Here is a 13,193-nt window from a genome sequence, read left to right as displayed (position 1 = left end):
CTTCGTATCGATGAAGGGTCGTGCGCTGCGATCAATGCGTGGCGCCTGCCTGCGGTTCCTGTTCCAGCAGCCGGGCGCGCAACTGGGCGCGCAGGGTCTTGCGGCTGACCTTCAGGGCGGCGGTGGACGCGAATGCGTCCACGAACAGGATCTGGTCGGGGATCTTGAAGTCGGCGATGCCGCGCGCGCGGATCCAGCGTTTCAGTTCGGCCGGGCGCGGGCGCGCGCCCTTGGGGATGACGAAAGCGCAACTGCGCTCGCCCAGGAATTCGTCGGGCACCGACACCACGGCGGCGTCGAAGACCCGGGGATGCGACAGCAGGTGGTCCTCGATTTCCTCGGCCGAGATTTTTTCCCCGGCGCGGTTGATGTGGTCGCCCGCGCGGCCCTGGACCTCCAGGTAACCCTCGGGCGTCATGCGCACTACGTCGCCGGTGCGGTAGTAGCCGTCGTCGGTGAAGGCGCGCGCGTTGGCCGACGGATTGTCGTGATAGGCGCGGATCGTGTAAGGGCCGCGCGTCAGCAGGTGGCCCGCCTGGCCTGGTTCGACCGGCCGGCCCTCGTCGTCGAGGATCAGGATCTCGTCGTCCGGGCTGATGGGACGGCCCTGGGTGTGGATGATCAGTTCGTCAGGATCGTCCAGGCGGGTGTAGTTCACCAGCCCCTCGGCCATGCCGAAGACCTGCTGCAGCGTGGCGCCCAGCGTCGGGCGTACGCGGCGGGCGATCTCGGCCGAGAGCTTGGCGCCGCCTACCTGGATGGCGCGCAGGCTGCCCAGGTCGCGTCCCGAGGCGGGCGCGCGGTCCAGCCATTGCAGCAGCAACGGCGGCACCAGGCTGGTGACCGTGACGCGTTCGCGTTCGACCAGGGCGAAGCACGATTCCGGGTCGGGCGAGGGGGCGAGCACCACGCGGCCGCCCGCGTACAGCGTGCCCAGGAAGCCGGGAGAACTCATCGGGAAGTTGTGCGCGATCGGCAGCGCGCCCAGGAACACGGCGTCCGCATCCAGCCCGCAGATGCGGGCGGATTCGCGCAGGGTGTAGATGTAGTCGTCGTGCGTGCGCGGGATCAGTTTGGACAGCCCCGTGCTGCCGCCGGAAATCTGTAGAAAGGCCACATCCGAACCTCGCGAAACGCTGGCCGGGACGGCGGCGCCCATGTCGTAGAGCGCGGCCAGGCGCGGGAACGGATCGGCCGGCGCCGATCCGGCGGATGCGCCGGACGGGGCGTCGGGTTCGGCGATCCAGACATGTTCGACGCGCGGCTGGTGTTCCTGGAGTGCGCGCGCCAGCATCGTGTAATCGAAGCCGGCATGCGCGGCGGCGGCCACGTAGGCGCGCGCGCCCGAACCCCGGGCGAAGTGCCCGATTTCCGTGATGCGGTGCGCGGGCAGGGCGTAGACCGGGATTAGGCCGGCGCGGAACAGTCCCATCGCCACGGCGATGAAATCGGGCATGTTGGGCATATGCACCAGCACGCGGTCGCCCTGTCGCAGGCCGGCATTCAGGAACCCGGCCGCCAGGGCGCTGGCGCGTTGGTCCAGTTCGGCGTAGGTCCAGCGCTGGTCGCCGCCGATCACGGCCAGGCGGTCCGGGTGGGTCTCGGCGCGTTCGCGCAGCCAGGCGCCGAAGGTCTCGCCGCGCCAATGGCCGGCCGCACGATAGCGGGCGGCGAATGCGTCGGGCCAGGACTGGACGGGGTGAGGTGGTTCGGTAGAGGCGGGGACGGTGGGTGCCGTGGTCATGGTTCAGGCAATAACAAACTGAGCATGATAATGAGAATGATTATAATCTATGAACATGCGGAAGCCAGTCCTTCGTCGCGGCGCGCGGTCAGCTTTCCAGGGCGGTGCCCCCGTCGCCCAGGTCGTCGAGCCAGTCGGACAGTGCCAGTGTCTTCAGCGGCCAGTCGTCCGGGGGGGACGCCGTTGCCCGCAGGCACAGAGCGGCACAGTGTGTCGGAGACGACCGCAGCAGACGCACCCACAAGCCTTCGACCTCGGGCCTGCCAGAGACCATCGTCCATTCCCCGTCCGCAGTGTCCGCCAGCCGCAATGCCCCCGGCTCGGCCGCCAGTCCCAGCCCGCAAGCCTTGAGGACGGCCTCGCGGCGGACCCACTGGGCGCAGAACATCCGGGGATCGGGCGCGGCGACTGACCCGCGAGGGGCTGGCAGCGGCAGGCCGGTGACCTGCCGCCACAAGTCCGCATCCACCCGTTCCGGGCAATGCTCCACGTCTACGCCCAGCGGCCCGGGGCCGACGCCGACCAGGACGAGGCCGCCGCTGTGCGCGATATTGAAGTGCCCGATGTGCCGCGATCCGGACGGCGCGTCGGGATCGCCGGCCGCGAGTACCGGCTTGCCGCGCGGCTCCGCGACCAGAGGGATCGCGTCGGGTGCCAGACCCAGGCACCGGCCCAGCAATCGGCGGACCAGGGCGCGACCGACCAGGCTGCGCAGGCGGTCTTCGTGGCGCCGCAAGCGGGTGATCCAACGCCATTCGGACTCGGGCAGATCCCGCCGCAAGCGCAAGACACCGGCCGCATCCGGCAGTCCACGGGACAGAATCAGCCCGTAGGGCGCGGGGTCGTTCGGTGCGGGCATGGCGTCGGCGCGGGCGGCGGGCGGGCCTTCAGGCGGCGGCGATCGTCAACGCGCGCTGTGCGCCGGCTCGCAGCGCGTCGCCGTGCTGGATGCCATCGAGAAGCTCCAGGTCGCAGTCCAGCCAGGGAATGTCCGACAGCCGGCGGCGCAGCGCCTCCAGCCGGGGCAGGGTGGGGATGCCATCGTCGTGGCGGCGTGGATGCGCGAGGTCGAGCGGCCGGGCATGCCAGCGCTCATCCGGGCCGGCCATGAGCGTCAGCCGGGGCGAGGCGCCGGCGGTGTTTGTGTCGGGCGGCAGCGTGCGCGGCAGGGTGTCGAGCAAGGACTCGATCCTGCCGTCGCGCCACCAGAGCGAGGGGCTGGCGCAGATCGTGCGGGCGAATCGTCCGGGGTGGCGGGCCAGCGCGTAGAGCGCACACAGGCCGCCGTAGGAATGGCCGTACAGGCTCTGGCGGGCCGGGTCCAGGGGCGCCTGGGCGTCCGCCCAGGCCAGCATCGGGCCCCGCAGCGCGTCCAGGAACGAGTCCGCGCCGCCGCACCGCCATTCGGGCCGGCGCGGATCGGGCCAGCGGCCACCGTCCGGCGCCGGCGGCGTGAAATCCAGCGCGCGCCGCGCCAGCGTCCGCGAGGTGGCCGGGTGTGATCCGGTCCGGCCGCCCGGCAGAGGTATGAAAGGGCCGCGCATGTCGCCGTGACCGGGGATCAGCACGGCGCAGGCCGCGCTGTCTCCGGGTGGCGCATCCAGGGGCCAGACCCAGTCCCCGTCCAGCAGGATCAGCAGCGGCCAGCCGTTGTCGGGCGGCATGCCGTCCGGGACATGCAGGCGCAGACGGCGCGCCTCCGGGGTGCGTGCCGCGAGCGTGGTTTCCCGCAGACTCATTGCGGGAGCCCGGACCCGGACGTCAAGTCCACCAGATAAGTGCCTTCCAGCGGGACGGCCAGGAACCGTTCGTTGATCTCGCGCAGCGTCGCGGCCGGGTCCACGTCGGCGTAGCGTTGCGGGTGTATCCAGCGGGCCAGGGCCTCGATGAACACCACGTGCAGCGGCGAATCGTTGAAAGCGTGCCAGATGCCGTGGCTATTGCCCGAGCGCACCGCCGGCAGCGCGCCGAGGCGGTTGGATGCGATCAGGCCGGCCAGGCTGTCGCGCGCCTCGGCCTCGGCGACCCCGGCGCCGATCGCCAGGCCCGTGCCTTTGCGCGAGCCGGTGCCCGTGGCGATGTAGACCTGGGGGGCGCGCGCGTTGATGTACTCGAAATTCAGCTTGCCCGTGGCCGCCTTGAGCACGTCGGCGCCGATGTTGTGGCCGCCCGCATAGGCCACCATGTCGTTGAAAGTGCCCGTGCCCGGCGAACTGCAGCAGTCCGTGCTGCCCGCATGGGCATGGACGAAGACCGGCGGACGCCGGTCGGAGGGCAGGCCGGCCAGCCGTTCGGCGACGGCGCGCATGTGTCGCTGGTAGAAGTCGATGAAGGCCTCGGCGCGCGCCGGCTGGCCGATGGCCTGGCCCAGGGCGCGCAGGCTGGGCACGGTGTTTTCCATGGGCCGCAGAAAGAAATCAATCACGATCACCGGCACGCCGGCGGCTTCCAGGCGGCCCACCAGCGGCGAGTCGCCGGCTGGCTGGCCGGGCGCCAGGCCGGCGAACGAGGCGGTCATCACCACCAGGTCGGGCCGCAGGGCCAGCGTGCGTTCCACCGAAAACGAATCCGGTGTGTGGCGCCCCACGACCGGCACCTGCGCCAGGGCGGGAAAGCGCTTCAGGGCGGCCTGGTAGTCCGGCGCGAACGAGGTCCGCAGTTCGTCGGACCAGCCCGCCAGCAGGGCGGCCGGGTCCGGCGCCAGCAGGGACAGCGCCTGGAAATGCCGGGCCTGCGCCAGCACCACGCGGTGCGCGGGGCCGGGCAGCGTGACCTGGCGGCCCAGGATGTCGGTGACCTGGATGGGGGCGGCCTTCGCGGCGCCGGCCAGGCAGGCCAGGATCAGCGGCAGGACGCGCAGGAAATCCAGGAAGCGGGACAGGGTCCGTTTTTTCATGAAACCGCCGATGAGGCCGGTGCGCGCAATCCGTCGATCAGCACGTGGGACAGCCCGCGCGAGCAGGTCTCCACCCGGGCGTCGACCTGGTAGACGTCGGCCAGGGACTCGGCCGTGACGACCTGGTCCGGCCGGCCGTGGCCGACCAGTGCGCCTTCGCGGATCAGCAAGGCCTCGTCGCTGCGCTGCAGGGCGATGTTCAGGTCGTGCAGCACGATCAGCGTGGTCAGGCCGTGTTCGCGGGTCTCCTGGGTCAGCAGATCCATCACGTGACACTGGTAGTTCAGGTCCAGGGCCGACAAGGGTTCGTCCAGCAGCAGCAGGCGCGGCGTGCGGATCAGTGCCTGGGCCAGCCCCACCAGTTGCTTCTGGCCGCCGGACAGCTGGTCCAGGTAGTGCATGGCCAGGTGCTCGATGCCCAGGCGCCCGAGCACGTCCAGGATGCGCTCGGGGCTCGCGTCCTGGGCATGCGGGTCCAGGTCCGAGGCGCGCGCGGCCACCATCACGGACTCGAAGACCCGCAGGTGCACGGCCGCCGGCAGGGACTGCGGCAGGTAGACCACGCGCTGCGCGCGGCGTTCGAACGACAGCCTGGTCAGGTCCTGGCCGTCCAGTACCACCTGGCCGCTCGTGACCTTCAGCAGGCCGGCCAGAGCCTTGAGCAGTGTGGACTTGCCGCTGCCGTTGGGGCCCAGCAGAGACACCACCCGGCCGGGCAGCAGCGGCCCGGCGGTCAGCTCGCGGATGATGGGGCGGCGGCCATAGGCGACCGACAGGTCCTGGATCTGCAGCATGGTTATTTGATTTGGCGGCGCAGCACGACCGCCAGGAAAAACGGCACCCCGACCAGCGAGGTGACGATGCCCACCGGCACGATGATGCCCGGCACGATGTTCTTGGAGGCGATCGAGGCCAGCGACAGGATCGTGCCGCCCACCAGGGCGCTGCCCGGCAGGTAGAAGCGGTGATCCTCGCCGAACAGGCGGCGCGCGATGTGCGGGGCGATCAGCCCGACGAAACCGATGGTGCCGACGAAGGACACGGCCAGCGCGGCCAGCACGCTGATGCGCACCAGCGCCGTCAACCGCAGGCGCGGCACGTCGATGCCGAAGCTCGCGGCGCGGTCCTCGCCCAGGCGCAGCGCCGTCAGCTTCCAGGTGTCGCGCAGCGACAGCGGCAGCAGCACGGCGAAGACCAGCAGCAGGATGCCGACTTTGGGCCAGGACGAGCGCGCCAGGCTGCCCATGGTCCAGAATACCAGGCCCTGCAGCGCCTCGGCGCTGGCGACGAACTGCACCAGGGACACCGCCGCGTTGAAGGAGAACACCAGCGCGATGCCGAACAGCACCAGCCCGGACGTGCTCATCGAGCCCCAGCGCGCCACCGCGTCCAGCAGCAGCGCCGAGATCAGCGCGAAGACGAAGGCATTGGCGGCGATCGTCCAGGATGGCGGAACGCCCGGCAACGACAGGTCCAGCACGATGGCCAGCGATGCGCCGAACGCGGCTGCCGAAGAAATGCCCAGCGTGAAGGGGCTGGCCAGCGGATTGTTCAGGATGGTCTGCATTTCTCCGCCCGCCAGGCCCAGGGACAGGCCCACCGCCACCGCCATCAGGGCGTAGGGCAGGCGGATGTCCCAGACGATGACGCGGGTGGTCGGATCGGCCTGCCCGGGATGGAACAGCGCGTGGCTCAGGTCCGGCCAGCCCAGCCCGGACGGCCCCAGCATGAAGTCCGCCAGGATCGAGGCCAGGATGACGACCGACAGCAGCGCGACCAGCAGCCAGCGGCGGCGCAGCATGCGCCGGTAGTCCATCAGAACCGGGGCGGAATTCGTCAGCGTGGCGTCCATGAGGAAAAGGCGGCGGTCCGCAGCGTGGGGCGGCGGGCGCGGAACCTGGTGTGGTGGATGAGCGAGTGTATAGAATGAGAACTGTTTACGACTTCGCCAGTATAGTGGAACATGATCCCGCCTGCCTTCGATCAGATCCTGGAGGACGGCCGCTCGTGCGCCGTGCGCGTCGTCGTGCCGCCCGGCCTCATGCCGGCGCACGGCTGGTCCGTGGCCTATGTGCTGGATCTCAAGCAGTTCGACATGATGCGCGCCGATCCCGGCGGCCTGCCCGGTCTGCTGGTGGGCCTGGAGCCGGGCGTGCCCGAGGACCGCCGCTGGGACTACGTGCCGGCGGGGATGAGTCCGGACATGGGGCAGTCCCTGCGGACTGCTCCGTGCCAGACGAATCCGAACCGCTTGCAAGCGGTGAGGTGGGCGGACGGGCGCGGAGCCGATGACGCCGGTGAAGTCCCGCCCGGTCTGCGATCGGGCGCCGCCCGCTGGCTGCGCGTCCTGGATCGCGTGCGTGCGCGGATCGCCGGCGACTGGCGCCTGGACCCGCGGCGCCAGATCCTGTGCGGCCACTCCCTGGGCGCCCTGTTCGCCCTGTATGTCCTGACCCACCGGCCGTGCGCTTTCGACGGCTACGTGCTGTCCAGCCCTTCCGTCTGGTGGGGCGGCCGCTATGCCGGCCGTCTGCTGCGCCGCCGCCGGCCGTGGCTGTGCGCCCGTGGGGTGCCGGCGCTCGGCGTCCGGCTGACCGTGGGGGAATACGAGCAGGGCCTGGCGCCCGAGGAATGTGGCCTCGGCCTCGACGAGGCGCGGCGCGCCCGTCTCCTGGCCGTGCGCCGATCGCGCGCCATGGTGGATGGCATGCGGGAACTGGCCGGGGAACTGGTGCGGTGCCCCGACCTGCGTCTGGACGCCGCCGTGCTGCCGGGGCATACCCACCGGACCGCGCCGCTGGCGGCGCTGATGCCGGGCTGGCGCTGGCTGCTGGCCTAGTCCGGCGCGACGCGGACGGGGTGTGGGCCCGGCTGCGGGAAACAAAGCCAGAGGGAGGTGGATCCTTGGATTCCTCGGTTTGTAAATAGAAACGATTATCGTTTATATTTACAAGGATTTTTCAAATCCAACCGTAACCCAAGGAAACCGTATGTCCGTCTCCCAGGTCCAGGGCCGTGCCGTCCTGACGCCGATCGGCCTGTTCATTGCCCTGGGCCTGGCCGCCACCACGGCGGACGCGCAATCGTCGGGCGGTGTCGCCCAGCTCGACCGCGTCGTCGTCAAGGCTGAGCAGGCACTCAAGCAAACGCCGGGCGCATCCACCATCACGGCCGAGGACATCCGGAAATCCCCACCCGCCACCGACGTGTCGGAGATCATCCGCACCATGCCGGGCGTGAACCTGACCGGCAACTCCTCCAGCGGCCAGCGCGGCAACAACCGCCAGATCGACATCCGCGGCATGGGCCCGGAAAACACCCTGATCCTGATCGATGGCAAACCCGTATCCTCGCGCGGGTCGGTGCGCTTCGGCTGGCGCGGCGAACGCGACACGCGCGGCGACACCAACTGGGTGCCGCCCGAGCAGATCGAACGCATCGAAGTCCTGCGCGGCCCCGCCGCCGCGCGCTACGGCAACGGCGCGGCCGGCGGGGTGGTCAACATCATCACCAAGCCCGCCTCGGACAGGCTGACCGGTTCCGTGTCGCTGTACGCGAACGCGCCCGAGCACAGCGACGAAGGTTCGACCTCCCGTACCACCTTCAGCCTGGCCGGCCCGGTCTCCGACAGCCTGGATTTCCGCCTGTGGGGCGGCGCGGCGAATTTCCAAGGGGATGCGTACGATATCAACCAGGGGCATGAGTCGGCGCGCGGCGGCAGCAACCAGGGCACGTTCCCCGCCGGCCGCGAGGGCTTCAAGAACCGTGACGTCAACGGCGTACTGAGCTGGAAACCCGCCGCCGGCCACACGATCGACTTCGAGGCCGGCTACGGACGCCAGGGCAACCTCTACGTCGGCGACACGCAGAACACCAATACCAACGACATGGTGAAGCGCGAACTGGGCGGCGAGACCAACCGTGTCTATCGGCAGACCTATTCCATCACCCACCAGGGCGACTGGAACGCCGACACCCACACCCTCGGCTACCTGCAGTACGAGCAGACGCGCAACACCCGCTTGCTGGAAGGCCTGGCCGGAGGCACCGAAGGCGCGTTCAATGACCCGACCAATCCCAAGGTCGATGACGGCGGCTATGGCGACATCAACCTGCGCACGCTGACGGCCCATACCGAGCTGAGCCGTCGCCTGAACTGGGGCGGCATCGACCAGATGGGCACCTTCGGCCTGGAGTGGGTGCGTCAGGATCTGGAGGACTATTCCTCCGACCTGAAGAAACGCAACATCCAGGCGCAGGTGCCGGCGCCCCTGGTCGCCTATCAGCCCAAGGCGCATGCGAACATCTACTCGGTGTTCGCCGAGGACAATCTGTACATTGGCGATCACTGGACCGTGACCCCGGGCCTGCGCTTCGATCATCACAGCCTCCAGGGCAACAACTGGAGCCCTTCGCTGAACCTGTCCTACATGGTCAACGACCAATGGACGGTCAAGGCCGGCATCGCCCGGGCCTACAAGGCGCCCAACCTGTATCAGAGCAATGCCGGCTATGCGCTCTACAGCGCGGGCAACGGCTGCTGGGGCAACCCGCCGGGCGGCGGCAACGGCTGCTTTCTGATGGGCAACCCGGACCTGAAGGCGGAAACCAGCCTCAACAAGGAACTGGGGATCGAATTCCGCGGCCCGGACGGCCTGGGCGCCAGCCTGACCTATTTCCACAACGACTACCGTGACAAGATCGAGGCCGGGCGTTCTCCCGTGTCGTCCTTCGTGGCCGGCGGCAAGACCCAGAACGTCTTCCAGTGGGAAAACATTCCCCGCGCCGTCGTTCAGGGCATCGAAGGCAATCTGACCTGGCCTTTATCGCGGGACTGGCTGTGGTCGACCAATTTCACCTACATGATCGAATCGAAGAACAAGGAAACCGGCGAACACCTGTCCACCATTCCCGAGTACACGATCAACAGCATCCTGGACTGGCAGGCGACGCCGGCCTGGTCGCTGCGCGCCAAGGCCACCGTCTATGGCGAACAGGAAGGACCGAAGTACGACTACTACGGCCAGCCGCTGACAGGCAGCGCCGCCGACAAGATCCCGCCCTACGCCCTGTTCGGCCTGAGCACGCAATACAAGGTCAACAAGCATCTGCGCGTGACGGCGGGCGTGGACAACGTGTTCGACAAGCGCATCTTCCGCGCGGGCAACGCCATCGGCGTGAACCTGACCACGGCGAACTATATCCACGGCGCGGGCGCCTACACCTACAACCAGCCGGGCCGCACCTTCTTCATGGAAGTGACCAGCTCGTTCTGATCGATCCGCCGCTGCGACCCCTAACCCGCCTTTCTCGGCCGCCCGCGCGGTGCCGGGCTGACGCGCCGGGACGCCAGGCGCCCCAGGTGCGCCAGGAAGATCCTTTCCCCCAGCGCCCATTGCCCCGAGAGCGCCGCCTCGATCGGCCGGCTCTGCGATTCGCCCAGGCCGGCGGCCAGGCGGTTGCGCCAGACGGCCTGGCGGGCGAAGGGCGTGTCGCCTTCGCGCCAGTAGTCGGGGTGATCGGTCAGGACCGGGCGGGCGCCCGCCGCGCTCCCCAGGCCCAGCCCCGCATGTTCCGCCGCCGACGACCAGGGCCATTGCGTTGCCGCGCCGACCTGGCCGGTCGAGACGGGCAGCGATTCCAGCCAGATCATGGCCGGAAGCACCCAGCGCCCCGGCTCCAGCAGGGCATTGCGATAGCGGCCCGCGTAGACCCGGGTGCGCATCAGGCCCGAGCCCATGCGCCGTCCCAACGCCTGCATCAGACGCGACAGCGCGGCCTCGTCCCCCGGCGTGGCCAGCAGCGTGATGCGGTCCGGCAGGACGGCCCAGCCGTGCAGGGCCACGGCACCGGGTTCGCCCGCCGCCGCGCGCCCGATCTCCTCCGCCAGCCAGTTGCGGATCCGGTCCAGCGCCGCCGCCGGGGCAGGGCTGTCCGCCGGCGCCAGCGGACGCGCGAAGCGCGCCTCGACCAATTGGGGAATGCGAGGAGCGTAGAGACGGGGCAATCGAGCCATGGTGAAAGGGACGTTTTCGAATTCAAACGATCGTTTGAATTTTCGGCACAAATCAGCGACAATCGAAAAATCGGGCAACTCATTAAAACCAGCGAGGACACAATATCATGCAAACCAGCCAGTCCGCCCCCCTGTTCATCCGCCGCGTGGCGGTGTGCGGCGCCGGGGTCATGGGCGCGCAGATCGCCGCCCACTGCGTCAACGCCGGCGTGCCGGTCGTGCTGTTCGATCTGGCCAAGGACGACGGCCAGGGCGGCAAGAACGGCATCGTCCAGCGCGCCATCGCCCAATTGAAAAAGCTCAACCCCGCGCCCCTGGGCGTCGGCGCCCTGGCCGACCTGATCACGCCGGCCAACTACGACGAGGACCTGGCGCTGCTGGCCGATTGCGACGTCGTCATCGAGGCCATCGCCGAACGCCTGGACTGGAAGCGCGACCTGTACCACAAGCTGGCGCCAGCCCTGAACCCGCACGCCATCGTCGCCAGCAACACCTCGGGCCTGTCCATCACGTCCCTGTCCGAAGCGCTGCCCGAGACCCTGCGCCATCGCTTCTGCGGCGTGCACTTCTTCAACCCGCCGCGCTACATGCCGCTGGTCGAGCTGATCCCCACCGCCGCCACCGAGCCGGCCCTGCTGGACCACCTGGAAACCTTCCTGGTGTCGCAACTGGGCAAGGGCGTAGTGCGCGCCAAGGACACGCCGAACTTCATCGGCAACCGCATCGGCGTGTTCGGCATCCTGTCGGTCTTCCACCACACTCAGGCCTTCGGCCTGCCCTACGAACTGGTCGACGACCTGACCGGCACCCGCCTGGGCCGGGCCAAGTCCGGCACCTATCGCACCGCCGACGTGGTCGGCCTGGACACGCTGGCGCACGTCATCGACACGATGCGCAACCAGTTGCCCGACGATCCCTTCCGCGCGCATTTCGGTGTGCCGCCCGTGCTGGCCGCCCTGATCGAAAAAGGCGCCCTGGGCCAGAAAACCAAGGCCGGCTTCTTCAAGAAGGAAGGCAAGCAGATCCTGCGCCTGGACCCCGCCGCGGGCCAGTACGTGCCCTCCGGCGAAAAAGCCGACGACGAAGTCAAAGACATCCTGAAGGAGCGCGATCCCGCCAAACGCCTGAAGGCGCTGCACGACTCCGCGCATCCCCAGGCGCAGTTCCTCTGGGCCGTGCTGCGCGACACCTTCCATTACAGCGCCGTGCACCTGGGCGACATCGCCGACAGCGCGCGCGAACTGGACCAGGCCATGAAGTGGGGCTTCGGCCACAGCTTCGGCCCCTTCGAGATCTGGCAGGCCGCCGGCTGGCGCCAGGTCGCCGAATGGATCAATGAGGACATCGCCGCCGGCAAGACCCTGTCGGATGCGCCGCTGCCCGCCTGGGCCACCAGCGGTACCGTCTGGGACACGCAGGCCGTGCACACGCCGGAAGGCTCCTTCAGCCCGGCCGCGAACGCCTACGTGCCGCGCAGCGCGCTGCCCGTCTACCGGCGCCAGATCGGCGCCCCGCGCCTGGTCGGCGAAGGCCCGGCCCTGCAACCGAACATCGTCCACGAGGACGACGCCGTGCTGTGCTGGACGCTGCCCGCCCCGCATCCCCAGGATGTGCTGCTGGTGTCGTTCAAGACCAAGATGCACACCCTCAGCCCGGACGTGGTGCGCGGCGTGGTCCACGCCGTGGACCTGGCCGAACGGAACTACAAGGCCCTGGTCGTCGCTCAGCTGGACGATCCGTTTTCCGCGGGCGCCGACCTGAAGGCCATGCTGCCGGCCTTCATGTCCGGCGGCGTCAAGGCCGTCGAGCCGATCCAGAGGGAAATGCAGGACATGGTCATGCGCCTGCGCTACGCCCAGGTGCCCGTGGTCGCGGCCGTGGCCGGCCTGGCGCTGGGCGGCGGTTGCGAACTGTCCGTGCACTGCGCGCGCCGCGTCGCCCACCTGGAAAGCTACATCGGCCTGGTGGAAGTCGGCATCGGCCTGGTGCCGGGCGCCGGCGGCATCACGTTCAGCGCCCGCCGCGCGGCCGAGATCCAGGCGCAGTCCGCGCCGGACGCGCCGCTGCTGGCCTACGTCAAGGACTTCGTCCTGGCCGTGGCCACCGCGCGCGTGTCCAAATCCGCCCTGGAGGCACGCCAGATCGGTTATCTGCGCGATTCCGACCCCATCGTCATGAACCGCCACGAACTGCTGTACGTGGCCGTGCGCGAAGCCGCCAACCTGGCCGAACAGGGCTGGCGTCCGCCGCTGGCCGCGCGCTTCCCCGTGGCCGGCCGCGACGCCATCGCCACCTTGAAGGCGCAACTGGTGAACATGCGCGTGGGCGGCTACATCTCTGACTACGACTTCCACATCGCCGAACAGGTCGCCACGGCCATCTGCGGCGGCGACGTCGATCCGGGCAGCCTGGTCGACGAAGCCTGGATGCTGCGGCTGGAGCGCGAGGCCTTCCTGGGCCTGCTCGCCAACCCCAAGACACAAGAGCGCATTGCCGGTCTCCTGCAAACCGGCAAGCCCGTCCGCAACTGAGGAGAC

The 13,193-nt window shown here is 69.3% G+C and carries 10 protein-coding genes; 3 read left to right on the top strand and 7 right to left on the bottom strand.

Annotated features, from left to right (window positions below; all coding sequences use genetic code 11):
- Positions 1–31 precede the first annotated feature (31 nt).
- The 6 genes from O4H32_RS01325 to O4H32_RS01300 form a co-directional block, all read right to left on the bottom strand.
- Positions 32–1,744: a (2,3-dihydroxybenzoyl)adenylate synthase gene (locus O4H32_RS01325; protein ID WP_269355974.1), complete on the bottom strand. Its 1,713-nt coding sequence runs from the start codon at positions 1,742–1,744 to the stop codon at positions 32–34.
- Between the two features lie 88 nt (positions 1,745–1,832).
- Positions 1,833–2,603, bottom strand: coding sequence for a 4'-phosphopantetheinyl transferase family protein (locus tag O4H32_RS01320; RefSeq protein ID WP_269355972.1), 771 nt, complete (start codon positions 2,601–2,603; stop codon positions 1,833–1,835).
- A 28-nt stretch (positions 2,604–2,631) separates the two neighbouring features.
- Positions 2,632–3,483, bottom strand: a complete 852-nt coding sequence (locus tag O4H32_RS01315) for an alpha/beta hydrolase (protein WP_269355971.1) — start codon at positions 3,481–3,483, stop codon at positions 2,632–2,634.
- Positions 3,480–4,640, bottom strand: coding sequence for an ABC transporter substrate-binding protein (locus tag O4H32_RS01310; RefSeq protein WP_269355970.1), 1,161 nt, complete (start codon positions 4,638–4,640; stop codon positions 3,480–3,482). The genes O4H32_RS01315 and O4H32_RS01310 overlap by 4 nt, the downstream gene beginning before the upstream one ends.
- On the bottom strand, positions 4,637–5,434 hold the full coding sequence (locus O4H32_RS01305; RefSeq protein WP_269355968.1) for an ABC transporter ATP-binding protein: 798 nt from the start codon (positions 5,432–5,434) through the stop codon (positions 4,637–4,639). The genes O4H32_RS01310 and O4H32_RS01305 overlap by 4 nt, the downstream gene beginning before the upstream one ends.
- 2 nt (positions 5,435–5,436) lie before the next feature.
- Entirely contained in the window at positions 5,437–6,492 is a 1,056-nt protein-coding gene (locus tag O4H32_RS01300) for a FecCD family ABC transporter permease (protein WP_269355966.1), read from the bottom strand.
- A 111-nt stretch (positions 6,493–6,603) separates the two neighbouring features.
- Here O4H32_RS01300 and O4H32_RS01295 point away from each other — a divergent pair, with 111 nt between their 5' ends.
- Both O4H32_RS01295 and O4H32_RS01290 read left to right on the top strand, forming a co-directional pair.
- On the top strand, positions 6,604–7,479 hold the full coding sequence (locus O4H32_RS01295; RefSeq protein ID WP_269355965.1) for an alpha/beta hydrolase: 876 nt from the start codon (positions 6,604–6,606) through the stop codon (positions 7,477–7,479).
- Between the two features lie 151 nt (positions 7,480–7,630).
- Positions 7,631–9,916 carry a TonB-dependent siderophore receptor gene (locus O4H32_RS01290; protein WP_269355964.1) on the top strand — a complete coding sequence of 762 codons (2,286 nt, stop codon included), beginning with the start codon at positions 7,631–7,633 and terminating at the stop codon, positions 9,914–9,916.
- Between the two features lie 20 nt (positions 9,917–9,936).
- Here O4H32_RS01290 and O4H32_RS01285 read toward each other — a convergent pair whose 3' ends face one another.
- Positions 9,937–10,656 (bottom strand): hypothetical protein, encoded by a 720-nt coding sequence (locus O4H32_RS01285; RefSeq protein WP_269355962.1) that lies wholly within the window; start codon positions 10,654–10,656, stop codon positions 9,937–9,939.
- A gap of 107 nt (positions 10,657–10,763) precedes the next feature.
- On the opposite strand from O4H32_RS01285, the gene O4H32_RS01280 reads away from it, so the two are divergent.
- Positions 10,764–13,187: a 3-hydroxyacyl-CoA dehydrogenase/enoyl-CoA hydratase family protein gene (locus O4H32_RS01280; RefSeq protein WP_269355960.1), complete on the top strand. Its 2,424-nt coding sequence runs from the start codon at positions 10,764–10,766 to the stop codon at positions 13,185–13,187.
- Positions 13,188–13,193: the final 6 nt, after the last annotated feature.

The organism is Castellaniella denitrificans (assembly GCF_027214045.1).
GTDB lineage: Bacteria > Pseudomonadota > Gammaproteobacteria > Burkholderiales > Burkholderiaceae_B > Castellaniella > Castellaniella denitrificans_A.
The sequence above is the reverse complement of the archived record's forward strand: the minus strand, read 5'-3'. Positions and strand labels throughout refer to the sequence as shown.